The following is a 26,452-nucleotide window of genomic DNA, read 5'->3' on the forward strand; positions in this document are numbered from 1 at the left end:
GCTCGCGGCCCTCCCGGTAGCCTGGAGCGCATGACCGACAGCCAGCACGTCCGCTCCCGCGAGGCCTCCTCGGGCCGCGACCTGACGTATCCGCCGCTGCCCGAGGCTCTCGTCGTGCCCGTCTACGACAACCACACCCACCTCGAGATCGCCGACGGGCTCGAGCCGCTCGACCACCGCGAGCAGCTCGATCGCGCGTCCACTGTCGGCGTCCGCGGCGTCGTCCAGGTCGGCACTGACGTCGAGACCAGCCGCTGGTCGGCGGAGCAGGCGGCGAGCGAGCCGCGCATGCTGGCGGCCGTCGCGATCCACCCCAACGAGGCCCCCGAGCTGGAGCAGCGCGGTGAGCTCGACGCCGCGCTCGCCGTCATCGCCGAGCTGGCCGAGCAGCCGCGGGTGCGCGCGATCGGCGAGACCGGACTCGATTTCTTCCGCACAGGCGAGAGCGGTCGCGCCGCCCAGTTCCGCTCCTTCGAGGAGCACATCCGGATCGCCAAGGAGCACGACCTGGCGTTGCAGATCCACGACCGCGACGCGCATCGCGAGGTCATCGACACCCTCCGCCGCGTCGGTGCCCCCGAGCGCACCGTCTTCCACTGCTTCTCCGGCGACGCCGACATGGCGAGAATGTGCACCGACGAGGGCTGGTACCTCTCCTTCGCGGGGACCGTAACCTTCTCGAACGCCGCGCCGCTACGCGAGGCGCTCGTCGTGACTCCGCGGCACTTGATCCTCGTCGAGACCGACGCGCCCTACCTCACTCCCGTGCCCTTCCGCGGCCGCCCGAACGCGCCCTACCTCCTTCCGCATACCCTGCGCTCGATGGCCGCGACCCTCGAGACGGACGTCGGCCACCTGGCCGCGACGATCGCCTCGAACACTGAGGCCGTGTACGGCGAGTGGGGCGGCGAGGTCGGCTCCGGGCCGACGGAGCCGGTCGGCCCCCTCGCATGAGCGGCCGTCACGCAGCGGTGCCGACGGCCGCGAGCATCCCGCGTCTGCTGGGCCCGGCCGAGATCCGCGACCTCGCGGGCCTGCTCGATGTCATGCCGACCAAGAAGCTCGGCCAGAACTTCGTCCACGACGCGAACACCGTCCGCCGCATCGTCAAGCTGGCAGGTGTGCAGCCGGGGGAGACCGTCGTCGAGATCGGTCCGGGTCTGGGTTCGCTGACGCTCGGTCTGCTTGAGGCGGGCGCCCGGGTCGCAGCCGTCGAGATCGACGGTCGCCTCGCCGAGCAGCTGCCGCGCACGGTCGAGCTGATGATGCCGGGCGCCGACCTCGCGGTGGTGCACGCCGATGCGATGAAGGTGCTCGATCTGCCGGGCGACCCCGCGCGCCTCGTCGCCAACCTCCCGTACAACATCTCGGTGCCCGTGCTGCTGCACTTCCTCGAGAACTTCGCGAGCATCCGGTCCGGAGTCGTGATGGTCCAGTCCGAGGTCGGGCACCGGCTCGCGGCCGGGCCGGGATCGAAGGTCTACGGCGGCCCGAGTGTGAAGGCCGCGTGGTTCGGCTCCTGGTCGACCGGCGGCACGGTTTCGCGCCAGATCTTCTGGCCGGTGCCGAACGTCGACAGCGTGCTGGTCGCCTTCGAGCGCGGGGAGGAGCCGGGCGACGAGACCCTTCGCCGCGCGGTCTTCGCCGTAGTCGATGCCGCGTTCGCCCAGCGGAGGAAGATGCTCCGCCAGTCCCTCGCGACGCTCTTCGGCGACAGCGCCGCCGCGATCACCGCCCTCGAGTCGGCCGGTGTCCCGCAGACAGCGCGGGGCGAGGAGTTGGACGTCGCCGCCTTCGTCCGGCTGGGGCGGGAGCTCGATCCGACGCGAGTGCCGGTGCGCGGCGCGTCGCGGGCGGACGGGTCGCTGGCGGGGACCGACGGGGACGGCGTGGATGGCGACGGGGAGGCCTCCTCCGGCGCGGACGAGGGCGCCTCCGCCACCCTGTAGCGTGAGAGCATGGCCCATCGCGTGACGTCGAACCGGGTCCATGCGCGGGCCCCCGGCAAGATCAACGTGTTCCTCAAGGTCGGCGCTGTGCGCGACGACGGCTACCACGAGCTGGCGACCGCGTACCAGTCGCTTTCGCTCTATGAGGACGTTTTCGCGTCGGACGCGTCCGACTTCTCGGTCTCCTTCTCAGGCTCGATCGACACCTCCGCTCTCGCTGTGGACGGCTCCAACCTCGCCATCAAGGCGGCGCGTGCGCTGGCCAGGGCCACCGGGTACCGCGGCGGTGTGCACCTCGAGATCGAGAAGCACGTCCCGATCGCCGGCGGCATGGGGGGCGGGTCGGCCGACGCCGCCGCAACCCTCCTGGCATGCGACGCGCTCTGGGGCACGGCCTGCACGCGGGAGCAGCTGCTCGGCATCGCGGCGAGCCTGGGCGCTGACGTCCCCTTCTCCTTCACCGGCGGTACCGCGATCGGAGTCGGACGCGGAGACGAGCTGAGCCCCGCGCTGGCCAAGGGCCGCTTCGAGTGGGTGCTGGTGCTCTCGGACGAGGGCCTGTCGACCCCGGAGGTCTACAGCGAGCTCGACCGGCACCGCGAGCGCCATCTGCACGACTTCCGCCCCATCTCGGTGACTCCGACCATCGATCCCAACGTGCTGCAAGCACTCCGTGCCGGTGACGCCGCAATGCTCGCCGACGCGATGCACAACGACCTTCAGGCGCCGGCGCTGCACCTGCAGCCCGGGCTCGCCCGCATCCTCGAGCTCGGCGAGGGACGTGGCGCGCTCGGCGGCCTCGTCTCAGGCTCGGGCCCGACCGTGGCGTTCCTCGCGTCGGACGCCGACGCCGCCCTCGACCTGCAGCTGGAGCTGAGCTCCGCGCGCCTGAACGCTGTGCGGGTCTCGGGGCCCGTGCACGGAGCGCGCGTGCTCTCGTCCTAGGCGCGCCGGGGCCTGGCTCCGCTGTCCGGTGTGCAGGACTCCGTCCGATGTGCAGGACTCCGTCGGATGTGCAGGACTCCGTCCGATGTGCAGGGGATCCGACTCCTCCGGCGCCCGTTCCGCGGCAGGATCGGCGTCTGCGCACAGATCCCCTGCGAATCGCACCTCCCCCTGCGAATCGCACCTCCCCCTGCGAATCGCACCTCCCCCTGCGAATCGCCCGCCCAGCCATGCGCCGCCGAACCCGACGCGCAGGCAGCCCGCAGAGAAGTCCCGCCCGCGTGGCTTAGAGTGCCGCTCATGTCGCGCCGACGTACCACCCTCTTCGCTATCCTCTCCGGGATCGTGGCCGCTGTCGTCTCCCTGGCGGTCGCGGAGGTCGTCGCAGTGTTCACCGGCGCGGGGGGCAGTCCGCTGATCGCGGTCGGCGGCTTCGTCATCGACATCGTTCCGCCCGGCGTGAAGGACACCGTTATCGCCCTCTTCGGAACCGGCGACAAACTCGTGCTCCTGGTCTCGATCGGCATCGCTATTGCAGTCCTGGCGGTCGGGGCGGGGCTGCTGGAGTATCGACTTCCGCCGTTCGGGCTGCTGCTGCTGGCCGTTGTCGCCGGCGCCGGTGCGTTCGCTGCGGTGAGCCGGGAGGGTTCGTCCGGCATCGATGCCGTGCCGAGCATCGTCGGCATGGTGGCCGGAGCCGGCGTGCTCCGCTCCGCCTCCGTCCGCCTCCGCGGCTGGCAGGAGGAGTCGGGGAGCGGGGCTCCCGGTCGGCGGTCGTTCCTGCGCCTGGTCGGCATCGCCGGAGTCACGGCGGTCGCGGCCGGCGTCGGCGCGCGCTTCCTCACTTCCGCTTCCGCCGCCGTCACCGCTGTGCGCGAGGCCGTGTCGCTACCCGCTCCCGCCTCCGCGGCTTCGGCCGTCCCCGCCGGTGCCGTGCTCGACCACATCACAGGCATCAGCCCGTACGTCACTCCCAACGCCTCGTTCTACCGGATCGACACCGCGCTCTCCGTGCCCTCGGTCGAGCCTGCCGACTGGTCGCTGAAGATCACCGGCATGGTCGAGGAGGAGATCGAGATCACCTGGGACGAGCTGCTCGCGCTGCCGCTCGAGGAGCACCTGGTCACCCTGTCCTGCGTGTCCAACGAGGTCGGCGGCGATCTGATCGGCACCGCCCTCTGGCTGGGCTACCCGATTCGGCAGCTCCTGGCCCGGGCGCGGCCGACCGCCGGCGCCGACATGGTGCTCTCGCGCAGCATCGACGGGTTCACCGCCTCCAGCCCGCTCGACGTGCTGCAGGACGAGAACCGCGCGAGCTTGCTGGCCGTGGGGATGAACGGCGAACCGCTGCCGGTCGAGCACGGCTTCCCTGTGCGCATGGTGGTCCCCGGCCTCTACGGGTACGTATCGGCGACGAAGTGGGTCGTCGAGCTCACGGTGACCACCTTCGCGGAGGACCTCGCCTACTGGTCGACCCGCGGCTGGACCGAGCGCGGCCCGATCAAAATCGAGTCGCGGATCGATGTTCCGCGGAAGGGACAGCTGGTCGAGGAGGGCATGGTCGCCGTAGCGGGAGTCGCGTGGGCACCGCACACCGGGATCGCGAAGGTCGAGGTGCAGATCGATGGCGGCGCGTGGCAGGAGGCGCGGCTCGCCGAGCAAGTGACGGCCGACACATGGATTCAGTGGGTGCTGGAGTGGGACGCGACGGCCGGCGACCACGTCGTCACGGTGCGCGCGACCGATGCCGACGGCACGGTGCAGACTACAGTCGAGCGCCCGCCCGCGCCCGACGGCGCGACGGGCCTGCACCGCCGCTCGGTCGCGGTGTCGAAGCCGGCCCCCGAACCCGACCCCGCGGACTGAGACCCGTCACCTCCGCGGGTGCCACCCCTCTGCGGCGCGCCCACTGTGCCCGGCCGCACGGGTGGCACCGCCTAGGCTGGATCCCTATGGCACATCTGCTGGGCGCCGAGGCGCTGCGACTCGAGTACCCCACGCGCGTGATCTTCGACGACGTCTCCCTGGGGATCGAGGAGGGCGACCGCATCGGGATCGTCGGCCGCAACGGCGACGGCAAGTCGACTCTCCTGCGCCTGCTCGCGCAGCGCATCGAGCCGGACAGCGGCCGCGTCACGCACCGCCGCGGCGTCACGCTCGGGATGCTCGACCAGGCCGACACGGTCGATGAGGAGTTCACCGTCGCCCAGGCCGTCGTCGGTGGGTTGCAGGAGCACGAGTGGGCGGGCGACGCGCGTACCCGCGACGTGATCGCCGGTCTGCTCCGCGACGTCCCCTGGGACGGCGTCGTCGGTTCCCTCTCGGGTGGCCAGCGTCGCCGCGTCGCCCTGGCGAAGCTGCTCGTCGGTGACTGGGATGTCGTCTTCCTCGATGAGCCCACCAACCACCTCGACGTCGAGGGCATCGCCTGGCTCGCCGAGCACCTCAAACGCCGCTGGGCGGTGTCGTCGGGCGGGCTGGCGGTCGTCACTCACGACCGGTGGTTCCTCGACGAGATCTGCACCGCCACCTGGGAGGTGCACGATCGGATCGTCGAGCCCTTCGAGGGCGGCTACGCGGCCTACATTCTGCAGCGCGTCGAGCGCGACCGGATGGCCTCGACGATGGAGGCCAAGCGCCAGAACCTGATGAAAAAGGAGCTGGCCTGGCTTCGCCGCGGTGCTCCCGCGCGCACCGCGAAGCCCAAGTTCCGGATCGACGCCGCGAACCAGCTGATCGAGGACGAGCCTCCCGTGCGCGACTCGGTCTCGCTCTCGCAGCTCGCCGTCTCGCGCCTGGGCAAAGACGTCGTCGACCTGCTCGACGTCACCGTCCGCTACGGCGAGCGCACCGTCCTCAACCGCATCGAGTGGCGGATCGCGCCGGGCGAGCGCACCGGCGTCCTGGGCGTCAACGGAGCCGGGAAGTCCACCCTCCTGGGCCTTGTTGCGGGCAGCGTGGAGCCGACGAGCGGCCGAGTGAAGCGCGGCACCACCGTGCGCGTCGCGATCCTCGATCAGCAGCTGCGCGAGCTGACGGAGGTGCAGCACCAGCCCGTCCGCGAGATCATCGCGGAGCAGCGCACCAGCTACTCCATCGGCGGCAAGGAGATGACGCCGGGCCAGCTGCTCGAGCGGCTCGGCTTCTCGAGCGCGCAACTCTCGACGCCGGTGAAGGACCTCTCGGGCGGGCAGCGGCGGCGGCTCCAACTCCTGCTCATCCTGCTCAGCGAGCCGAACGTGCTGATCCTCGACGAGCCGACCAACGACCTCGACACCGACATGCTCGCCGCCATCGAGGACCTGCTCGACTCCTGGCCGGGCACGCTGCTCGTCGTCTCGCACGACCGGTACCTGCTCGAGCGCGTCACCGATCAGCAGTACGCCGTGATGGATGGCGCGTTCCGGCACCTGCCCGGCGGGGTCGAGCAGTACCTCGACCTGCGCCGTGCGCTCCAGAAGGGGGCGCCCGCGTCCTCCGGCTCCTCCGGCTCCGCCACGCCCGCGCCGAGCGGCCTGGCGGGAGCCGAACGCCGCACCGCCGAGAAGGAGGTGGCGGCCATCGACCGGCGCCTGCACAAGCTGACCCAGCTGACGGCGACGGTGCACGAGACGATGGCGACTCACGACCAGGACGACTACGACGGCATCCTGGCATTGAACGCGACCCTCCGCGCCTACGAGGACGAGACGGCCGAACTCGAGCTGCGCTGGCTGGAGCTCTCGGAGCAGCTGGAGGGCTGAGCCCGGGCCGCCCGTCCGCTCGAAGACTCAGAAGTCGCGGTACTCGCGGCGGATGACCGCGGAGTTCTTGGCGGGGGAGTTCAGCCGAAGTCGAGCGAGAGCTTGCGGAGCAGCTGCGCCAGCCGCTCCTGCTGTGCGTGGGTGAGTGCGCCGAGCAGCTCCTGCTCCGCGTCGACCAGGCGGGTGATCGCCGCATCGACGCGGGCGAGCCCGGACGGCGTCATCTGCACCAGCACGCCCCGCCCGTCGTTCGGGTCGTCGAGGCGCTCGACCAGGTCACGCTCGACCAGCCGGTCGATGCGGTTGGTCATGGTGCCGCTGGTGACCATCGTCGCCTGGAGGAGCTGCTTCGGGCTCATCCGGTAGGGGGCGCCGGCACGGCGCAGCGCCGAGAGCACGTCGAACTCCCACGTCTCCAACTCCGAGCGGCCGAAGGCGATGCCGCGCGCGCGCTCGAGCTGCTTGGCCAGTCGGCGCATCCGCGAGAAGACCTGGAGCGGCGTGAAGTCGAGGTCGGGCCGCTCCCGCACCCACGCATCGACGATCCCGTCGACCTCGTCATTCGCACTCACGCGTCCATTCTGGTGGTTGAGCTGCTCGGGGGACGCCGGGGAGGGCGAGGCGGGCGCCCTGAGGCGGAGCCCGGGCCTCGGGGATGGCAGGATGGACGGCGCGCGTGAGCGCGGTCCGCCATGGTGTAACGGCAGCACGGCAGCCTTTGGAGCTGTCCGGTCCAGGTTCGAATCCTGGTGGCGGAGCGGCACCGGACGGTGCGCTCACGTGAGGAGAACGCGAAGAACATGTCAGACAGCACGCTCGCCGTCGTGATCCTGGCGGCAGGCCAGGGCACCCGCATGAAGTCCCGCACCCCGAAGGTCCTGCACCGACTCGCCGGGCGGCCGCTGCTCGGGCACGTGCTCGACACCGCTGCCTCGCTCGACGCGGCGCATGTGGTGACCGTTGTGCGCCACGAGCGCGACCGGGTCGCCGAGGCAGTCCTCGAGCACACGCCCGCCGCGCTGGTGGTGGATCAGGATGCGACGCCCGGCACCGGCCGCGCGGTCGAGCAGGGGCTCGCAGCGCTCCCGGAGTCCTTCGCCGGCACTGTCGTCGTGCTCAGCGCCGACGTCCCGCTGCTCGACGCGTTGACGCTGCGCCGCCTCGTCGACGAGCACCTGGCCGCCGCGAACGCGCTGACGATGCTCTCCTGCGTGCTCGAGGACCCGACCGGCTTCGGTCGGATCGTCCGCGGCGGCGACGGAGCCTTCGCCTCGATTGTGGAGCAGAAGGACGCGAGCGTCGACGAGCTGGCCCTCACCGAGATCAACGCGGGCGTCTACGCCTTCGAGGCCGCCGCGCTCCGCTCGGTGATCAGCGCGATCGGTACGGAGAACGCGCAGGGCGAGAAGTACCTCACCGACGCCGCCGCCGCGCTCAAGGCCGCCGGCCGCTCGATCGAGACCGTCGCCGTGCAGGACCGCTGGCTCGTGGCGGGCATCAACGACCGCGCCCAGCTCGCGGACGCGGCGCTAGAGCTGAACGCGCGCATCGTGCGCCGCTGGCAGCTCGAGGGCGTCACGATCCAGGACCCGGCGACGACCTGGATCGACGTGGACGCGGTGCTCGCTCCCGACGTCGAGATCCTTCCCGGCACCCAGATCAAGGGCCCGACGGTGATCGCGACCGGCGCGGTCATCGGCCCGGACACGACACTCGACTCCTGCGAAGTGGGGGAGGACGCGGTCGTCAAGCGTTCCGACGCGACGCTCGCCGTGATCGGCGCGCAGGCCCAGGTCGGCCCGTTCTCGTTCCTGCGGCCCGGCACCGTGCTCGGCGCCCGCGGCAAGATCGGCACCTACGTCGAGACCAAGAACGCCACGATCGGCGAGGGATCGAAGGTCCCGCATCTCTCCTACGTCGGCGACGCCGTGATCGGAGAGGAGTCGAACATCGGCGCCGGCTCGATCTTCGCGAACTACGACGGCGTGACGAAGGCGTCCTCGGTGGTCGGTTCGCATGTGCGGGCGGGGTCGCACAACGTCTTCGTCGCCCCCGTTACAATCGGTGACGGAGCGTACACGGGCGCCGGAACGGTCATCCGCAAGGACATCCCCGCCGGAGCCCTCGGGATCACCGTCGCTCCGCAGCGCAACATGCCCGGGTGGGTGCAGACCCACCGTCCGGGAACCGCAGCGGCTGAGGCCGCCGAGGCGGCCCTGGCGTCGGACCTCCTCGGATCCGACCAGGCGAGCACCCCAGGAAGCGGAGCACAGTGAGCGGCATTACCGCCAGCAACAAGAAAAGCCTGGTCCTCGTCTCGGGGAGGGCGCATCCGGCACTGGCGGAGGCGGTCGCCGCCGAACTCGGGACCGAGCTCGTCACGACCGAGGGGCGCACCTTTGCCAACGGCGAGCTCTATGTCCGCTACGGCGAGTCGGTGCGTGGAGGCGACGTGTTCGTCCTCCAGTCGCACACCTCCCCGATCAACGAGTGGCTGATGGAGCAGCTGATCATGGTCGACGCTCTCAAGCGTGCCTCCGCCAAGCGGATCACCGTGGTCGCCCCGTTCTACCCCTACGCGCGCCAGGACAAGAAGGGCCGCGGCCGCGAGCCGATCTCGGCCCGCCTCGTGGCCGACCTGTTCAAGGCAGCGGGGGCCGACCGGATCATGTCGGTCGACCTGCACGCCGCGCAGATCCAGGGCTTCTTCGATGGCCCGGTCGACCACCTCTTCGCGATGCCCGTGCTGCTCGAGCACTTCCGCGAAAAGCTCGACCCCTCGACCCTCACCATCGTCTCGCCGGATATGGGTCGCGTCCGGGTTGCCGACATCTGGAGCGACAAGCTCGGTGTCCCGCTCGCGATCATCCATAAGCGCCGTGACCCCAAGGTCGCCAACCAGGTCTCGGTGCACGAGATCGTCGGAGAAGTGCGGGGCCGCGTCTGCCTGCTCGTCGACGACCTCATCGACACCGGGCGCACCATCGCGAAGGCGGCGGAGGCCCTGAAGAAGGCGGGCGCAATCGGCGTCGTCGTCGCGGCGACCCACGCCGTCTTCTCGGACCCGGCGGTCGAGCTGCTGAGCTCCGGGTTCATCGACTCGGTCGTCGTCACCGACACGCTGCCGCTGCCCGAGGAGAAGAAGTGGGACCGTCTGACGGTCCTGCCGATCGCGCCGCTGCTCGCCCGCGCCATCCACGAGGTCTTCGACGACGGGTCCGTCACGTCGATGTTCGACGGCGACGCCTGACGCCTCCTGCCGGTCGGGTGGCCGCGGAGTGACACCACCGGGGACCGTTCCGGCTGGCCGATCCCCGGACGGGCGAGGTCAGTGCGTGGAGGGGTCCTGCTCGACCTCGGTGCGATCGCCCGACCACAGCGTGTGGAAGGTGCCCTCCTTGTCGACCCGCTGGTAAGTGTGCGCGCCGAAGAAGTCGCGCTGACCCTGCACGAGAGCGGCCGGGAGCCGCTTCGAGGCGAGCGAGTCGTAGTAGGACAGCGCGGCGCCGAAGCCAGGGATCGGCACGCCCGAGAGGGCAGCGGTCGAGACGATCCGGCGCCAGGCGGCCTCGCCGTTCGCGACGGCCTCGGCGAAGTAGGGATCCTCGAGGAGGGTCGTGATGCCGGCGTTCTCGTCGTAGGCGTCCACGATCCGGTTGAGGAACTGCGCGCGGATGATGCAGCCCGCGCGCCAGATCTTGGCGACCGCGCCCTTATCGATGTCCCAGCCGTACTTCTGGGCCCCCGCGATGATCGCGTCGAAGCCCTGCGAGTAGGCCACAACCTTGGAGGCGTAGAGCGCGGCACGCACGTCGTCCTCGAAGCCGTCGTACTTCTCGACCGGGGTCGGGCGCGACGTGATGCGGGCCTGGACGGCCTCGCGCTGCTCCGGGTGCGAGGAGACGGCGCGGGCGAAGACGGCTTCGGCGATGCCGCCGACGGGGACGCCGAGGTCGAGCGCGTTCTGCACGGTCCAGACGCCAGTGCCCTTGGAGCCGGCCTGGTCGAGGACGATGTCGAGGAAGGGCTTCCCGGTGTCGGCGTCGACCTGGCGAAGCACCTCGGCGGTGATCTCGATGAGGTACGACTCGAGGTCGCCCCTGTTCCAGGCGTCGAAGACGTCGGCGATGGCGGCGGGCTCGTGACCGCCGACGGTGCGCAGCAGGTCGTACGCCTCGGCAATGAGCTGCATGTCCGCGTACTCGATGCCGTTGTGGATCATCTTGACGAAGTGGCCGGCGCCGTCCGTGCCGATGTGCGTGACGCACGGCTCGCCCTCGGCGACCGCGGCGATCGAGGAGAGGATCGGGCCGAGCGTCCGGTACGACTCCACCGAGCCGCCGGGCATGATCGACGGGCCCTTCAGCGCGCCCTCCTCGCCGCCCGAGATGCCGGTGCCGACGAAGTGGATGCCGCTCTCGCGCACGGCCTTCTCGCGGCGGATGGTGTCCGTGAAGAGCGCGTTGCCGCCGTCGACGATGATGTCGCCGGGCTCGAAGACCCGGGTCAGCTGCTCGATCACGGCGTCGGTGCCGCGGCCGGCCTGCACCATGATGATCGCGGTGCGCGGAGTGGCGAGCGAGGCGGCGAAGTCCTCGATGGTCTCGGAGGCGACGAAGCCCGCCTCCGGGTGCTCGGTGATGAGGGTCTCGGTGCGGCCGTAGGAGCGGTTGAAGACCGCGACGGTGTTGCCCTCGCGGCTGGCGAGGTTGCGCGCGAGGTTCGAGCCCATCACCGCCAGACCGACGACTCCGATGTTGGCTGTGGCGGTGGGCTTCTCAGACACGGTTCTCCTCGACGTTCGCGTTCAGGGTCGTTCCCAGGCTAGCTCCGGGGGCCCGCCGGGAAACGGGGTCGGAGCCGTCCCTCGTCTGCACATCGGTCGTCACGCGCGCGCACGCTCTTGCGCGCCCGCGGGATTCCGGGGACGGCGTTCGAGGATTCGGACCGGTCAAGCTCCGTGCCCCCTCGGCACGCGCTCGCTCGGGATCGGCGGGGGCGGGGGAGTGCCGTCGCCGAACGGACGCCCGCCCAACTCCTCGCGGCCGGAGGGGACCAGCCAGCCGGACAGGTCAGGCCCCTTGGGCACGACGCCGGTCGGATTGATGTCGCGCTGCACCTCGTAGTAGTGCGATTTGATGTGCACGAAGTCGATCGTGTCGCCGAAGCCCGGAGTCGCGAACAGGTCGCGGGCGTACCCCCAGAGCGCAGGCATCGCCGAGAGGAGGTTCCGGTTCGCCTTGAAGTGGCTGTAGTAGACGGCGTCGAAGCGGGCGAGGGTCGTGAAAAGGCGGACGTCGGCCTCCGTGATCGTGTCCCCGACGAGGTAGCGCCGGGTGCTCAGCCGCTCCTCCAGCCAGTCGAGGCGCGCCCAGAGGCGGTCGTAGGCCCGCTCGTAGGAGCGTTGCGAACCCGCGAAGCCGCACTTGTAGACGCCGTTGTTGACGTCGTGGAAAACCAGCTCCGCGACCTCATCGATCTCGTCACGGTGCTCCGCCGGATAGAGATCGGGGGCGCCGTCGCGGTGGAACGCCGTCCACTCGGTCGAGAAATCGAGCGTCATCACCGGGTAGTCGTTCGTGACGACCTGGCCGCTCGGGATGTCCACGAGGGCCGGCACGGTGATCCCGCGCGGGTAGTCGGGGAAGCGGGCGAAGAAGGCGTCCTGCAGCCGCGGGATGCCCAGCACGGGGTCCACACCACCCGGATCGAGGTCGAAGGTCCAGCTGCGCTTGTCGTGCGTCGGCCCGCAGATGCCCATCGAGAGAGCGTCCTCGAGTCGGAGCAGACGGCGCACGATCACGGCGCGGTTCGCCCACGGGCAGGCCCGGGAGACGACGAGGCGGTAGCGCCCTGCCTCCACCGGATACCCGTCACGGCCGTCGGCGGTAATCCGGGTCGGGATGTAGTTCGTGTCGCGGTGGAAGCCGTTCTTCTCGACGTAGGAGCCGAAGTCGTCGCTCGTCATACCCGCACGCTAGCCAGTCCGCCTGAACTTCAGGTCTCGAGCCCGGCGAGGGCCCCCGTGCTGGCGGGCAGGCGCCGTGCCGGGTAGGATCGGCAGCTGAACTTCGGCGAGGGATGCACGCGCATCCGTGATCGACGCGGTGGAAGCAGGCGAGGCCCCCACGGGGCGCCACGGACTTCTCCTCACGCTGACCTGCGTTCGAGTCGACAAACCGTCCGTGGCCGCAGGTCACGACCCGATCCGGTGGCGCTGGGCGCCGCCCAAGGAGAACATCATGGCTGAACTGACCAACAAGGTCGTCGTCGAGGTCCGCACCTCGTTCGGCAAGGGCGCCGCCCGGAAGATCCGCGCGCAGGACAAGATCCCCGCGGTCCTCTACGGCCACGGCACCGAGCCCCAGCACCTCACCCTCCCGGGTCACCAGGTGCTCCTGCTCACCCGCAAGGCGAACGCGATCCTCGAGCTCGACATCGAGGGCGCCGCGCAGACCACGCTGGTGAAGGACATCCAGCGCGACCCGGTGCGCCAGATCATCGAGCACATCGACCTCGTCGTCATCAACAAGGGCGAGAAGGTCGAGGTCGACATCCCCGTGCACATCGAGGGCGACGCCGCCCCCGGCACCCTCGTCTCGATCGAGTCGAACACCCTCTCGCTCGAGGTCGACGCCACGCGCATCCCGCAGAGCGTCGTCGTCTCCGTCGAGGGCCTCGAGGCCGGCACGCAGATCACCGCCGCCGACGTCACGCTCCCCGAGGGCGCGACGCTGGTCACCGATGCCGAGATCCTCATCGTCAACGTCACCGCCGAGGTCGAGCAGGACCTGGGTGAAGACGACGAGACTCCGGCCTCGGGCGACGTCGTCGCCGAGAACGCGGAGTAGTCCGCACTATCCCGGGAACGGGCCCGCTCGCAGCCGCGGCGGGCCCGTTCCGCGTCCGGCGGGGGATGCCTCCGCCCGAGAAAGAGGAACGACATGGGTGACACCTGGCTGGTCGTCGGACTGGGCAACCCGGGCGCGCAGTACGCACGCAACCGGCACAATGTCGGCCAGATGGTGCTCGATGAGCTCGCGACGCGGATCGGCGGGTCGTTCCGCCGGCACAACCGCGCGAATGCCGTCGTCGCCGAAGGCTTTCTCCGCCCCGGGGGACCGAAGCTCGTGCTCGGTAAGCCCAACAGTTTCATGAACCTTTCGGGCGGGCCGACGGCGCAGCTGCTCGACTTCTTCTCGATCGACTCGTCGAACCTGATCGTCGTGCACGACGAGCTCGACATCCCGTTCGACACCCTGCGGCTGAAGCAGGGCGGCGGACACGGGGGGCACAACGGTATCCGCGACATCCTCGCCGCGACCGGGGGAGCCGAGTTCTTGCGCGTGCGGGTCGGCATCGGCCGCCCGCCGGGCCGCCAGCAGGCCGCCGACTTCGTGCTTCGGGACTTCGCCGCACCCGAGCGCGAGGCTCTCCCGATCCTGGTGTCCGACGCCGCGGACGCCGTCGAACTCATCGCCACCTCCGGCCTCACGGCCGCCCAGCTCAAATACCACACCCTCTCCTGACCCACCCGCGCCCACCCCACCACTGAGGGAACCCTGAACCGTCGAGGGAGCCCGGTGTGATGTCTCAGGACATGGGTGACGGTTGTGTCTCGGGACATGGGTGACGGTTGGTGTCTCGGGACATCGGTGACGGTGTGTGGGTGGCCATGAAGCCGCGGGGTTTGCCGTTGCCGATGTAGCGGGTGCCTTTGGGGGGTCGGGGGAAGGTCCCGAGGTGGGTGCCGTGGGCGTCGGTGACGGTGATGGCGTCGAGGTTCCAGGTGACGTGGACGGTCGTTCTGGCGTGGGCTTTGCCGATTTTGACGTGGGTGCTGGCCACTCCGATGACGCCGTTCGCGGTGACGGTTCTGGTCGCGGTTCCCGAGGTGTTCGTGAGCGGCTGGGGAAGGTCGGGGGCGGGAGCGGGTCGGGGCGGTTCGATGGGGTCGGTCGCGTTCCATGCCTGTTGCGGGGTGATCCGGCCGGGAAGGGCTTGGTGTCCGCGCTGGGTGTTGTAGATGTCATCGAACTCATCGACCTGCGTCTGTAGCTGGTCGAGGGTTGCGGCGAGGGGCTGTTTGTCGAGCCAACGGAACAGGGTCTGGTGGAAGCGTTCGTTCTTGCCCTGCGTGGTTGGTTTCCCGGGTTTCCCGGTGATCGCTTCGACGCCCAGCGCGGTGACGTAGTCGACGAGTTGGCCGCGGACGCCGCGCCGGGTCGGGTTCAGCGCGGCACCGTTATCGGAGAGGAGTTTCCGGGGTACTCCGCGCGCAGCGATCCCTTTGCGGACCACGGCCAGCGCGCCTTCCGTGGTTTCACCGGACGCGACGTGGGAGGCGACAGCGACGCGAGAGTGGTCATCGATGAGTTGGAAGATCACACACGTCCGGCCGCCCGTGAGCGCGTATTGGGTGGCGTCGAGTTGCCAGAGGCAGTTCGGCGCCGGATACACGAATCGGCGATACGCGGATCGGGGCTTCTTCTTCGGCTCGGGCACGATCACTCCGGCCGCCTGGAACGCTCGCGCGAGGGCTGCCCGCGACGGCGCTGCAAGACCCAGCTGCACCATCCGGTCGTGGACGCTGATCGGACCGTGGTCCAGCCCTGACTGCTCCAGCGATGCCCGCACGCGAATCGCTTGCTCGATCACAGCTTCCCCTGTTCTCGTGGGCGATGTCCGGGGTCGACGCGAGCGCGGGGCGAGCGCCTGGACCGGGCCCTCGTCCCGAGCATGCGCGCGGATCGCGTAAAACGATTTCCGGCTGATCCCGCACTCCGCGCAGAACGCTGTCACCGCGCCCCGCGGAGCGTCCTGTGGCCACTGAACGATAGCGAGACGAACGGACGAGGAGATCGGGGTGACAGCAGCCATCCCACGATCACGACCGAAAGAACCGTCACCACCAAATCCGCCAAACCGTCACCGATGTCCTGAGACAGAACCGTCACCCATGTCCCGAGACTTCACAGTCGAGGGAGCCCGGAACTCCGGGTTCCCTCGACGGTCCGGGGTTCCCTCGGCGGGCGGGCGGGCGGGCCGGCGGGGCGGCCGTAAACTGGGATCGTGGCCCTCAACGAGATCATCTCGGCGCTGTCGCGCGCCTCCACGTTCGACGATGCTCTGGCGTACGCGGTGCGGGACGCTGATTTCTCGGTGCCGGACGGCCTTCGGGTCCCTCTGCTCGCGGGGTTGATCCAGCGGCGGGCGGAGGCGGGGCGTCCGCAGGCTGCGCTGGTGGTCACGGCCACGGGGCGCGACTCCGAGAACGTGCGCGCCTCGCTCGGCTGCGTGCTGCCGGACGCGGACGTCGTCGAGTTCCCCGCGTGGGAGACGCTGCCGCACGAACGTCTGAGCCCGAGTGCCGAGATCGTCGGGCGGCGGCTCGACGCGCTGCGGCGGATGAAGCAGTGGTCGGGGGAGCGGCCGCTCGTGGTCGTCGCCTCGGTGCGTGCGGCGCTGCAGCCGGTCGCGGACAACCTCGCCGACATCGAGCCCATCCGGCTCGTGAAGGGTACGCGCGGCTACGACCTGGGCCGCATCTCGGCCGAGCTGGTCGATCTGGCTTACGCGCGCGTCGACATGGTCACCCGCCGCGGCGAGTTCGCGGTGCGCGGCGGCATCCTCGACGTCTTCCCGGCGGTGGCCGAGCACCCGAGCCGGGTGGACTTTTTCGGCGACGAGGTCGACTCCATCCGCGCCTTCTCCGTGGCCGATCAGCGCTCGCTCCCGGGCGAGATCGACTCCGTTCTTTTGCCGCCGAGCCGCGAGCTGCTGCTCGTGCCGGCGGTGCGGCAGCGGGCCCGCGAGATGCTGCACGAGTTCCCCAGCCTGTCCGCGATGCTCGCGAAGATCGCCGAGGGCATCCCGGTCGAGGGCATGGAGTCGTTGGCCCCCGCGCTGCTGGAGCGACTGGTCCCGATCTCGCACTACCTCCCCGACGGCGCGGCCGTCGCCGTTCTCGCCCCCGAGCGCGTCGCGACGCGGGCGATCAGCCTCGCCGAGACGAACCGCGAGTTCCTGCAGGCGGCGTGGAGTGCGGCGACCGCCGGCGCCGAGGCTCCGATCGACCTCGCCTCCGGCGAATTCATCTCGCTCGGCGCGCTGCGCGACTCCGTCGCACTGAGCACTCCGGGCGCCGATGCTCCCGATCACCCGTGGTGGACGATGAGCACGTTCCGCCAGGGCCCCGCCGCGGGTGAGGCCGAGGTGCTGCCGGAGGAACTCGGCATTGACGAGATCCTCGCCGTCCGCGTCGAGGGCGAGCCGGTCCCCGGTTTCGGTGCGAGTGTCGAGGGTGCCCTCGCGCATGTCCGCGCGCGCCTCGCCGACGGCTGGACCGTCGTCCTGACCGCCCCCGGCACCGGCACGGTCGAGCGCACCGACCAGGTCCTCGCCGAGCACGAGGTCGCCGCCCGCATCGTCGCCGACCTGCCCGCCGGGCTCGAGACCGGCCTCGCCTACGTGGTGCAGGCCTCCGTCGATCACGGCTTCGAGGTGGCGGAGGCGAAGCTCGCCCTGCTCACCGACACCGAGTTCTACGGTCGCTCCGTCGGCTACGACTCCCGCGCGGTCAAGAAGCTCGCGTCGCGCCGCAAGAACGTTGTCGATCCGCTTCAGCTCAGCCCCGGCGACCATGTGGTGCACGCCACACACGGCATCGGCCGCTTCGTCGAGCTCTCGCAGCGCGAGGTCTCCAGCGGAGGCCGCAACGCGGTGAAGACTCGCCGCGAGTACCTGGTGCTCGAGTACGCGCCCAGCAAGCGCGGCTTCCCGGGCGACAAGCTGCTCGTCCCCACTGACCAGCTCGACCTGCTCTCCCGTTACGTCGGCGGCGAGGCTCCGGCGCTGAGCAAGATGGGCGGGAGCGACTGGGCGCAGGCCAAGAGCAAGGCACGGCGAGCGGTCCGCGACATCGCGGTCGAGCTGGTGAAGCTCTACTCCGCCCGGATGGCCTCCCGCGGGCACGCCTTCCCGCCGGACACCCCGTGGCAGCGCGAGCTGGAGGAGGCGTTCCCGTTCGCCGAGACCCCCGATCAACTCACGGTGATCGACGAGGTCAAGGCCGACATGGAGCGGCCGATCCCGATGGACCGTCTGCTTTCGGGCGACGTCGGCTTCGGCAAGACCGAGGTCGCTGTACGCGCCGCGTTCAAGGCCATCCAGGACGGCAAGCAGGTCGCGATGCTCGTGCCGACCACGCTGCTCGTGCGCCAGCACCTCGAGACGTTCCAGGAGCGCTTCGCCGGCTTCCCCGTGCACCTGCGGGCGCTCAGCCGGTTCCAGAGCGCGAAGGAGTCGAAGGAGACGATCGATGGCCTCGCGGACGGCACCGTCGACATGGTCATCGCGACCCACCGGCTCCTCAGCGACAGCATCGCCTTCAAGGACTTGGGCCTGCTCGTGATCGACGAGGAACAGCGCTTCGGCGTGGAGCACAAGGACAAGCTGAAGGCGCTGAAGAAGAACGTCGACATCCTCTCGATGAGCGCCACGCCCATCCCGCGCACGCTTGAGATGGCGGTGACCGGTATTCGCGAAATGTCCACTCTCGCTACTCCGCCGGAGGAGCGCCATCCCATTCTGACTTTCGTCGGCCCCTACTCCGAGAAGCAGATCTCGGCCGCCATCCGCCGTGAACTGCTGCGCGAGGGCCAGGTGTTCTTCGTGCACAACCGGGTCTCGACGATCAACCGTGCTGCCTCCCAGATCGCCGAACTGGTGCCGGAGGCGCGCATCGCCGTCGCCCACGGCAAGCTCAGCGAAGCCCAGCTCGAGCGGATCATCGTCGACTTCTGGGAGCGCAAGTTCGACGTGCTCGTCTCGACGACCATTGTCGAGACCGGCCTCGACATCCCGAACGCGAACACGCTGATCGTCGACCGCGCCGACAAATACGGACTCTCTCAGCTGCACCAGTTGCGCGGACGGGTGGGCCGTGGCCGCGAGCGCGCCTACGCCTACCTCCTCTACGACGAGATGAAGCCGCTGAGCGAGACGGCGCACGACCGACTGCAGACGCTCGCTGCCAACTCCGACCTCGGCGGCGGCATGCAGATCGCGCTGAAGGATCTCGAGATCCGCGGCGCGGGCAACCTGCTCGGCGGGGAGCAGTCCGGGCACATCCAGGGTGTGGGGTTCGACCTGTACCTGCGGATGATCGGCGAGGCCGTCGACACCTTCCGTGGCGAGGTCGCCGAGGGTCAGACGGAGCTGCGGCTCGAACTTCCCGTCGACGCGCGGATCCCGGAGGAGTACGTCGACAGCGAGCGGCTGCGGCTGGAGGCATACCAGAAGCTCTCGGCCGCCTCCTCGCTGACCGCGAAGGAGGGCAGCATCGACCTGGTCGTCGAGGAGCTGACCGACCGCTACGGCGAGCTGCCGGAGGCAGTGGAGAACCTCATCCTGGTATCCCGGCTCCGGATGCGCGCGCAGAGGGCGGGGCTCAGCGACGTGGTCGCGATGGGCTCGAACGTGCGCGTCGCTCCCGCGCACCTGCCCGACTCGATCCAGGTGCGCCTGCGCCGGATGTACCCGAGTGCGAAGTACCTGCAGCAGGCCGATGCCGTCGTGGTGCCGATGCCCGTGCTCGACGGCGTCCCGCTGGGCGACCGGGCGCTGATCCAGTGGGTGGCGTCGCTCCTGGACGCGCTGTTCCCGGAGCCGGTCTCCGTCTGAGCGGGCCCGGGCGGCGTTCCGCCGATGTGCGCCGCTCGCGGTTCCGCCGTCATGAGCGGCTCCGCGGCGGGAACGGCCGCTGGCAGGATGGAGGGCATGCCGCTGCCCGCCGCCCCCGAGAGCCGAAGCCGCTCGCCGGCCCGCTGGTCGCCGTCCGGGCAGTCGCGGTGCGCGCGTCAGGTGTCGAACTCTTCGCTCCCTGCTCGCTCACGGCGGAAGCGGGGGAGCGCGTCGCTGTCACCGGCCGCAACGGCACCGGGAAGACCACGCTTGCCGCCGACGCTGCTCGGCCCAGTGCCGCTCCCGATCGGCGACGGTGCAGGAGCCGTGGTGGTGCTCTGGAACCTGCCCGGCGCGCTGGTCAGCGCCTCGACCGCGGCGGCCGTCGCGGCGTCGCCCGCACTCCTTGGCGCGGTGCCGCTCGTCGCCGCAGGCTGCCTCCTCGTCGCGCGGCGGTGCCTGGCGCGCGCCTGAGGGGTCTCGCGTCCGGACTGCTCCCCCGACGAGACGGCCACGGAGGCCGAGCGGCCGGAGTGGATGCGAGGATGGCCGGGTGACCGCGCACCCCCGGCTCGATGAGCTCATCCGCACCGTCCATGTTCTCCGCGCCCCGGGCGGTTGCCCGTGGGACGCCGAGCAGACCCATGAGTCCCTCGTGCGCTACCTGATCGAGGAGTCGCACGAACTCGTCGATGCCATCGAGGCGGGGGACCGGGCCGATCTGATCGAGGAGCTCGGCGACGTGCTCTACCAGGTGCTCTTTCACGCCGATCTCGCCGCCGAGAGCGCCGAGCCCTTCACCATCGAGGACGTCGCGGCGCAGATGAATGCCAAGATGATCGGTCGCCACCCGCACGTCTTCGGTGACGCCACGGCCGAGACCGCCGACGACGTGATCGCCGTCTGGGACGACCTCAAGCGCACAGAGAAGCCGCACCGCACCAGCGTGCTCGACGGGATCCCGCAGGGGATGCCCGCCCTCGCGCTCGCCGACAAGGTGATCGGCAAGGCGACCAGCCTCGGTGTCGTGGACGCCGGCCAGGGCCCGCTGCCCATCGAATCGGAGGACGACCTCGGCCCGCTCTTGCTCGCCATTGTCGCCTCCGCCCGAGCGCGGGGACTCGACGCGGAACGCGCGCTCCGCACGGCCACTCGCGACCTGCAGGACGAGATCCGCGCGGTCGAGCAGGAGCGTCGCGGGGAGTGACGCGACGCAACGTCAGCTGAGAGGGCACCTCATCCACGATGGTGGATGAGACCTACTCTCAGCTGACGTTGTGTCGTCGGCCCACCCCGGCCCACCCCGGCCGATCTGGGAGAATCGCCGTCATGGCCTCCCCGATCACCCCGCCCCGCGGCATGCGCGACTTCCTCCCGGCAGACAAAGCGAAGCGCGAGCACGCGCTCGGCATCATCCGCCGCGTGTACGCCGCCCACGGGTTCGATGAGATCGAGACGCCCGTGGTCGAGGACTTCGACCGCCTGCACTCCGGACTCGGCGGCGACAACGAGAAGCTCGCCTTCAGCGTGCTGCGCCGGGGGCTCACCCGCGACGACCTCGCGGCCGCCGACGACGCTTCTGCCCTCGCCGACCTCGGCCTGCGCTTCGACCTCACCGTGCCGCTCGCCCGCTTCTACGCCTCGCACCGCGCCGAGCTGCCGACCGTCTTCCGCTCGGTCCAGATCGCCCCGGTCTGGCGGGCCGAGCGTCCGCAGAAGGGCCGCTACCGCCAGTTCGTCCAGTGCGATATCGACATCATCGGCGAGCCCGGGCAGCTGGCCGAAGTCGAACTGATCACCGCGACCGCGGCGGCGCTGGACGCCCTGGGCCTGCGCGAGTGCACCATCCGGATCAACGACCGCCGCATCCTCACCGGCATCCTGGAGCACTGTGGTTTCGCTCCCGAGCGCTTCGGTCCGGCGTTGATCTCGATCGACAAGCTCGACAAGATCGGCGCCTCGGGAGTCGTCGCCGAGCTCGAGGCCGACGGCCCCGACGCCGCCGCAGTGCTCGGCGGCTACCTCGCGCGGATCGAGGAGGCGGTCGCCTCCGGGGGAGTGGCGCTCGAGCAGTCCGCGATCCTCGACGTTCTGCCCGAGGGCATCGATCCGGAGGCGGTGCTCGCGCTCGAGACGCTGGCTCGGTCACTGCGTTCGCTGCCCTCCGGCGTCTCGCTCCGCTTCGATCCGACCCTCGTGCGCGGGATGGGCTACTACACGGGCACGATCTTCGAGATCGCGCACCCGTCCTCGGGTTCCTCCGTGGGCGGCGGCGGGCGATACGACGGGATGATCGGCCGTTTCCTCGGGCAGGAGGTGCCGGCGTGCGGCTTCTCGATCGGTTTCGAGCGGATCGTCGAGCTGATCGGCGGGACCGAGTCCGAGCGCGTTGACGCCGTCGTCTTGGTGCACGAGCGCGACGCCGCGCCTGAGCTGCTGCTCGCGCTCAAGCAGGAGCTGATCGCCCAGGGCTCACGTGTGCGCCTCGAACGCCGAGCCAAGAATCTGACTCCGCTGCTCGACCGGGCCGCTGCCGCGGGCTTCACCCGCTTCGCCGTCGTCCCGCGGGACGCCGCATCCGCCGCCGACCTCTCCTTCAAGCACCTCGGCTGAGCGAGGACGCGCCTCGGAGGATCTGCTGGCGCGTGCGCCCGGAATGGTCGGATCGTTGTCCGATTCGTGAGAGCCTTAATACCCGCGAAATCTGCGGATACACCTGAGAAATCTCCCGAGGATAGCGTCGAGGCACCCGATCGGCGCGGCTTGGCGCGCCTGCACCGGCACCCCGCAGCGATCCCGCGCACCGCACCGCAGCAGCCCTGACGATCCCCACCCGAGGAGTCCCCTTGACCCTGTCGCCCCTCCGCTCCCACCGCCCTGTCGACCGTCGCAGCGTCCTCCGGATGGCGGGCGTCGCCGGCCTCGCGATCAGCGGTGCGTCCGTCCTCGCGTCCTGCGCTTCCGACGCTTCCGGTGCTTCGGCCGCCACCGGAGGCGATCTCGGCACCCTCAAGGTCCAGCTGTCCTGGATCAAGAACGAGGAGTTCGCGGGCGAATTCTTCGCCGACTCGAAGGGCTACTTCACCGAGGCCGGCCTCTCGGGAGTGACGCTCACGCCCGGTCCCTCGACCGGCGTCGCCGAACTGCTCTCGGGCCGAGCCGACGTCGCGCTGAGCGACGCGGTCTCGATCGGCACCGCGATCGCGCAGCAGGAGGCACCGCTGAAGATCATCGGCGCGACGTATCAGAAGAATCCCTTCACGGTCCTCTCGATCACGACTGCCGGCAACATCGCCACTCCGGCCGATCTGGCCGGGAAGAAGATCGGCGTGCAGGCCTCGAACACCTCGCTGTTCCAGGCGTTGCTCGCCGCGAACGGCCTCGCCGAGTCCGACCTCACGGTCGTCCCCGTCGAGTACGACCCCTCGGTCCTCATCAACGGCACGGTCGACGGCTTCATCGCCTACCTGACCAACGAAGCGATCACCGTCGCGGCCGAGGGCTACGAGGTCGTCAACCTGCCCTTCGCCGACAACGGCCTCCCCTTCGTCGCCGAGACCTTCTCGGTGTCGGAGCAGGCGATTGCCGAGAAGCGCAATGCTCTCAAGGCGTTTCTTGTCGCCGAGATCAAAGGGTGGACCGACGCGGTGAACGACCCGGAGGCGGGCGCGATGCTCGCCGTCGACACCTACGGCAAGGACCTCGGCCTCACGGCGGAGTCCTCCAAGAAGGGCGCCACCATTCAGGCACAGCAGCTGGTCGTCTCGGACGAGACGGCCTCGAACGGCCTGTTCACCATCTCCGAGACGCTCCAGTCCGAGACCATCGCGTCCCTGGCGGGTGCCGGGATCGACGTCACAGCCGAGGCACTCTTCGACCTGACCCTCCTCGCCGAGGTCTACGAGGCGAACCCCGACCTGCTGAAGTATGCAGCGTGACCCTGATCCCCGAAGGGCACCATTCGTGACCGACACGACCGACACCGGCACCCTGCGCGATCAGGGTATTGGCGGCACCGGCATCCAGATCCACGGCCTGTCGAAGACGTTCCGGATGGGCTCGCGCAGCGTCGCGGCGCTGCAGGACACGGATCTGCACACCGACCAGGGCAGCTTCCTCGCCCTCCTGGGCCCCTCGGGCTGTGGCAAGTCGACGATCCTGCGCATCCTGGCGGGTTTGGAGGAGCCGACGTCCGGGACCATCCGGGTCGATGGCCGCACCCCGCAGGAGTTGCGCCGCGCCAACAAGCTGGGTATCGCCTTCCAGGACCACGCGCTCCTGCCGTGGCGCAGCGTGACGGCGAACATCCGGCTGCCGTTCGAGATCGCGGGTAAGCCGGTCGATCAGGCGTACATCGACGAACTCATTGACCTCGTGGGTCTGCGCGGCTTCGAGAAGGCCAAGCCTGCGCAGCTCTCGGGAGGCATGCGCCAGCGCGTGTCGATCGCGCGCTGCCTCATCCTCAAGCCCGAGGTCCTGCTGCTCGACGAGCCGTTCGGCGCGCTCGACGACATGACGCGGCAAAAGCTCAACCTCGAGCTGCTGCGGATCTGGACCGAGAAGCCGGCGACGACGCTCCTCGTCACGCACGGCATCTCGGAGGCGATCTTCCTCTCCGACCGCGTCGCCGTGATGAGCCCTCGCCCCGGCCGGGTGAAGGAGATCATCGACATCGACCTGCCCCGCCCGCGCACGCCAGAGATGCAGCGCACCCCCGAGTTCCACGCCTACGTGGACCAGGCGTCGGAGCTGCTGTTCGGCGACGGCGGCGCGGCCGCGGACGACCAGTAGGACCACCGTGGCCACCATGCTCCCCGCCGCCTCGCGGCGCACTCTGTCCCTCCCTCCGTGGCTCACCGGGCTGATCGGCGTGGCTGTAATCGTCGCCGTCTGGTGGATCGTGGCGCTCGTCACCGCGCCCACCGGCACCGCGACCTACGCGCCCGTGCCCACTCCTGTGCAGGTCGTGCAGACCGCGATCGAGGACGGCGCCGGCTTCTACTGGCGCAACTTCTCTGTCACGATCGGCGAGGCCGCCGTCGGCTACGTCTGGGGCAACCTGATCGCGCTCGTGCTCTCGGCGCTCGTCCTGGTCCTGCCCTGGCTGGAGGGGGTCGTCTCGCAGCTCGCGGTCATCACCTACTGCGTGCCGATCGTGGCCATCGGCGCGATCGTGCTGCTGATCCTCGGCGGGGCGGACGCTCCCGGCAAGGCCAGCCCGACCGCGATCTTCCTGGCCGGTCTCTCCGTGTTCTTCACCACGGTCGTCGGCAGCTTGCTCGGTCTCAAGGCGGCCGACAGGGCGGCGCTGGACGTCGTCACGGTCTACGGAGGCTCGCGCTTCACCCAGCTGCGCAAGGTCCGCCTGATCGCGGCCCTGCCCGCCATTCTGTCGGCGCTGCAGATCGCGGTGCCTGCGGCCTTCCTCGGTGCGATCCTCGGCGAGTACTTCGGCAAGATCGAGACGGGTGTGGGCCCGATCCTGGTCGCGGCGCAGGTCTCGCTGAACTCGCCGCGCGTCTGGGCGCTCTTCCTCCTCTGCGCGGGCGTCGCGCTCCTGGGCTACGGCATCGTCGGCGGGATCGGGCGCCTCGTCGCGCCCTGGTCCTCCGGAAAGCGGGCATGACCATGACCACCACCGTCCCCGACCGCACCGAGCAGCCCACGGCGGCGTCGATCCTCGCGGTCGACGAGTTGCGGCGGCAGCTGCGCGCGGCCGCCCTCGGCGCGACGCTGAAGCGCCTGCGCAGAAGCCTGCTGGTGGCCCTGTCGACGCTTGTGATCGTGCTCGCGATCTGGATCGCCGTTGTCCTCTTCAGTGGGGTCTCGCCCTATGTGGTGAAGGGCCCGTGGGACGTCTGGAAGCACGTGGTCACCGACGTGAAGGCGGCCGAGCACCGCGCCGAGCTCGGCGGCCTCTTCGCTGTCACGATGGGAGACGCGCTGATCGGCTTCACCGCGGGCCTGGTCGTGGCGATCCTCGGCGCGATCCTGTTCCGCCTGTCCAAGGGCATCGAGCACGCACTGATGCCGTTCGCGATGCTGCTGCGCTCGGTGCCGCTGATCGCGATGGCGCCCTTGATCATCCTGGTCTTCGGGACCGGCTCCCTCGCCTCCGTGGCCGTCATCGGTGGCATCGTCGTGCTGTTCCCCGCGCTGGTGACCATCGCCTTCGGCCTGAACAACGCCTCACCGCAGATGCTCGACGTGGTCGCGGTCTACGGCGGCAGCACCCTCACCGCGATCCGCAAGGTCGCGATCCCCGGCTCGCTGCCCTCACTCTTCGCCGCGATCCGCATCTCGGTGCCCGGCGCGATCACCGGGGCGCTCCTGGCCGAGTGGCTCTCGACCGGCTCGGGCATCGGCGGGGCGATCAACGCCTGGTCGGCGCAGGCCCGCTTCGCGGACGTCTGGTCGGCGGTCGTGCTCGTGACCGGCGTCTCGCTCGTGCTCTACATGATCGTGCAGGTGCTCGAGAGCTTCGTCCTCTCCCGGATGTCCCTCGCCCTGAACTGAGGGGGAGGGGGAGCGGAGGGACGGGGTCGGGTCAGACGGTGACGATCGCGTCGATGCGGTGGCCGGCCAGCACCTCGCGGCCGCCGAGCCCGTCGAGCTCCATCACCACCGCGATCCCCTCGAGGCTCCAGCCGGCACGCTCGATCAGGCGGCGGCTCGCGTCGAGCGTGCCTCCGGTGGCCAGCACGTCATCGACGAGCAGCAGGCGCGAGCCCCGGGGCGCCGCGTCCTCGTGCACTTCGAGCACCGTCTCGCCGTACTCGAGCGTCGCCTGCTCCCGCAGCACCGCACGCGGCAGCTTGCCGGGCTTGCGGATGGTCACGACGCCGAGCCCCGCGGAGTAGGCGGCCGCCGCGGCGAGGAGGAAGCCGCGCGCCTCCACTCCGGCGATCGCGTCGATCCGGCCCCGGTAGGGCGCGATCAGCGCATCGGCCACGGACCGCAGAGCCTCTCCGTCGCCGAAGACCGGGGTCAGGTCGCGGAACAGGATGCCCGGGCTGGGGAAGTCCGGGACGACGGCGGTGAGACGGTCGACGTGGTCGGCGGCGGTCGTGGTCACAGGGAACCTCCGGGTCGGCGGGTGCGCCCGGGCCGTCCGGCGATCGGGCCCTGGGA

Annotated in this window: 22 protein-coding genes and 1 tRNA gene; 18 read left to right on the plus strand and 5 right to left on the minus strand. The window is 70.2% G+C overall.

The genetic code is table 11. The annotated features are described in order from the left end of the window. Window positions 1-30 precede the first annotated feature (30 nt). The 5 genes from A6122_RS04100 (at window position 31) to A6122_RS04120 (ending at window position 6,637) form a co-directional block, all read left to right on the plus strand. Entirely contained in the window at window positions 31-954 is a 924-nt protein-coding gene (locus A6122_RS04100) for a TatD family hydrolase (RefSeq protein WP_068251920.1), read from the plus strand. Next, a complete protein-coding gene (gene rsmA, locus A6122_RS04105; RefSeq protein WP_084415811.1) occupies window positions 951-1,949 on the plus strand; it encodes a 16S rRNA (adenine(1518)-N(6)/adenine(1519)-N(6))-dimethyltransferase RsmA in 999 nt (332 codons plus the stop codon). Before A6122_RS04100 ends, rsmA begins: the two co-directional genes overlap by 4 nt. 9 nt (window positions 1,950-1,958) lie before the next feature. After that, window positions 1,959-2,894 (plus strand): 4-(cytidine 5'-diphospho)-2-C-methyl-D-erythritol kinase, encoded by a 936-nt coding sequence (locus tag A6122_RS04110; RefSeq protein WP_068251921.1) that lies wholly within the window; start codon window positions 1,959-1,961, stop codon window positions 2,892-2,894. Between the two features lie 300 nt (window positions 2,895-3,194). Continuing rightward, window positions 3,195-4,760: a molybdopterin-dependent oxidoreductase gene (locus tag A6122_RS04115; RefSeq protein ID WP_068251922.1), complete on the plus strand. Its 1,566-nt coding sequence runs from the start codon at window positions 3,195-3,197 to the stop codon at window positions 4,758-4,760. A gap of 86 nt (window positions 4,761-4,846) precedes the next feature. Next, window positions 4,847-6,637: an ABC-F family ATP-binding cassette domain-containing protein gene (locus tag A6122_RS04120; RefSeq protein WP_068251925.1), complete on the plus strand. Its 1,791-nt coding sequence runs from the start codon at window positions 4,847-4,849 to the stop codon at window positions 6,635-6,637. A gap of 80 nt (window positions 6,638-6,717) precedes the next feature. Here A6122_RS04120 and A6122_RS04125 read toward each other — a convergent pair whose 3' ends face one another. Continuing rightward, window positions 6,718-7,209, minus strand: a complete 492-nt coding sequence (locus tag A6122_RS04125) for a MarR family winged helix-turn-helix transcriptional regulator (protein WP_068251926.1) — start codon at window positions 7,207-7,209, stop codon at window positions 6,718-6,720. 114 nt (window positions 7,210-7,323) lie between these two features. On the opposite strand from A6122_RS04125, the gene A6122_RS04130 reads away from it, so the two are divergent. From A6122_RS04130 to A6122_RS04140, 3 genes are all read left to right on the plus strand, one after another. Then, a tRNA-Gln gene (locus A6122_RS04130) sits at window positions 7,324-7,395 on the plus strand. Between the two features lie 42 nt (window positions 7,396-7,437). After that, window positions 7,438-8,913 carry a bifunctional UDP-N-acetylglucosamine diphosphorylase/glucosamine-1-phosphate N-acetyltransferase GlmU gene (gene glmU / locus A6122_RS04135; protein WP_068251933.1) on the plus strand — a complete coding sequence of 492 codons (1,476 nt, stop codon included), beginning with the start codon at window positions 7,438-7,440 and terminating at the stop codon, window positions 8,911-8,913. Further along, entirely contained in the window at window positions 8,910-9,887 is a 978-nt protein-coding gene (locus A6122_RS04140) for a ribose-phosphate diphosphokinase (protein ID WP_068251935.1), read from the plus strand. The genes glmU and A6122_RS04140 overlap by 4 nt, the downstream gene beginning before the upstream one ends. A 78-nt stretch (window positions 9,888-9,965) precedes the next feature. Here A6122_RS04140 and gndA read toward each other — a convergent pair whose 3' ends face one another. Together gndA and A6122_RS04150 are read right to left on the minus strand one after the other, a co-directional pair. After that, complete coding sequence (gndA, locus tag A6122_RS04145; protein ID WP_068256998.1) at window positions 9,966-11,369, minus strand: NADP-dependent phosphogluconate dehydrogenase; 1,404 nt, start codon at window positions 11,367-11,369, stop codon at window positions 9,966-9,968. 219 nt (window positions 11,370-11,588) lie between these two features. Then, window positions 11,589-12,605: a glutathione S-transferase family protein gene (locus A6122_RS04150; protein WP_068251938.1), complete on the minus strand. Its 1,017-nt coding sequence runs from the start codon at window positions 12,603-12,605 to the stop codon at window positions 11,589-11,591. Between the two features lie 274 nt (window positions 12,606-12,879). On the opposite strand from A6122_RS04150, the gene A6122_RS04155 reads away from it, so the two are divergent. Next, window positions 12,880-13,488, plus strand: coding sequence for a 50S ribosomal protein L25/general stress protein Ctc (locus A6122_RS04155; RefSeq protein ID WP_104259583.1), 609 nt, complete (start codon window positions 12,880-12,882; stop codon window positions 13,486-13,488). A 93-nt stretch (window positions 13,489-13,581) separates the two neighbouring features. After that, window positions 13,582-14,166 carry an aminoacyl-tRNA hydrolase gene (gene pth, locus A6122_RS04160; protein WP_068251940.1) on the plus strand — a complete coding sequence of 195 codons (585 nt, stop codon included), beginning with the start codon at window positions 13,582-13,584 and terminating at the stop codon, window positions 14,164-14,166. A 64-nt stretch (window positions 14,167-14,230) separates the two neighbouring features. Here the strand turns inward: pth and A6122_RS04165 are convergent, their stop codons facing one another. Further along, window positions 14,231-15,517, minus strand: coding sequence for an integrase core domain-containing protein (locus A6122_RS04165; RefSeq protein ID WP_068251942.1), 1,287 nt, complete (start codon window positions 15,515-15,517; stop codon window positions 14,231-14,233). 192 nt (window positions 15,518-15,709) lie between these two features. On the opposite strand from A6122_RS04165, the gene mfd reads away from it, so the two are divergent. The 8 genes from mfd (at window position 15,710) to A6122_RS04205 (ending at window position 25,837) form a co-directional block, all read left to right on the plus strand. Next, window positions 15,710-19,321, plus strand: a complete 3,612-nt coding sequence (gene mfd, locus A6122_RS04170) for a transcription-repair coupling factor (RefSeq protein ID WP_068251944.1) — start codon at window positions 15,710-15,712, stop codon at window positions 19,319-19,321. A gap of 294 nt (window positions 19,322-19,615) precedes the next feature. Beyond that, a complete protein-coding gene (locus A6122_RS04175) occupies window positions 19,616-19,795 on the plus strand; it encodes a hypothetical protein (RefSeq protein WP_068251947.1) in 180 nt (59 codons plus the stop codon). Between the two features lie 79 nt (window positions 19,796-19,874). Next, window positions 19,875-20,528 carry a nucleoside triphosphate pyrophosphohydrolase gene (locus A6122_RS04180; protein ID WP_068251948.1) on the plus strand — a complete coding sequence of 218 codons (654 nt, stop codon included), beginning with the start codon at window positions 19,875-19,877 and terminating at the stop codon, window positions 20,526-20,528. Between the two features lie 122 nt (window positions 20,529-20,650). Beyond that, entirely contained in the window at window positions 20,651-21,934 is a 1,284-nt protein-coding gene (hisS, locus tag A6122_RS04185) for a histidine--tRNA ligase (RefSeq protein WP_068251950.1), read from the plus strand. Between the two features lie 233 nt (window positions 21,935-22,167). Beyond that, the gene (locus A6122_RS04190; protein ID WP_208855047.1) at window positions 22,168-23,259 is read left to right on the plus strand and encodes an ABC transporter substrate-binding protein; all 1,092 of its coding nucleotides are present in this window, start codon (window positions 22,168-22,170) and stop codon (window positions 23,257-23,259) included. 115 nt (window positions 23,260-23,374) lie between these two features. Further along, a complete protein-coding gene (locus tag A6122_RS04195; RefSeq protein WP_237358260.1) occupies window positions 23,375-24,112 on the plus strand; it encodes an ABC transporter ATP-binding protein in 738 nt (245 codons plus the stop codon). A 16-nt stretch (window positions 24,113-24,128) separates the two neighbouring features. Beyond that, window positions 24,129-24,947, plus strand: coding sequence for an ABC transporter permease (locus A6122_RS04200; RefSeq protein WP_068257008.1), 819 nt, complete (start codon window positions 24,129-24,131; stop codon window positions 24,945-24,947). Between the two features lie 2 nt (window positions 24,948-24,949). Next, a complete protein-coding gene (locus tag A6122_RS04205) occupies window positions 24,950-25,837 on the plus strand; it encodes an ABC transporter permease (RefSeq protein WP_208855048.1) in 888 nt (295 codons plus the stop codon). Window positions 25,838-25,868: 31 nt separating this feature from the next. Here A6122_RS04205 and A6122_RS04210 read toward each other — a convergent pair whose 3' ends face one another. Further along, complete coding sequence (locus A6122_RS04210) at window positions 25,869-26,396, minus strand: adenine phosphoribosyltransferase (protein WP_068251956.1); 528 nt, start codon at window positions 26,394-26,396, stop codon at window positions 25,869-25,871. Window positions 26,397-26,452 lie beyond the last annotated feature (56 nt).

Origin of the sequence: Rathayibacter tritici (genome assembly GCF_001641005.1) — a bacterium.
Taxonomy (GTDB): domain Bacteria; phylum Actinomycetota; class Actinomycetes; order Actinomycetales; family Microbacteriaceae; genus Rathayibacter; species Rathayibacter tritici.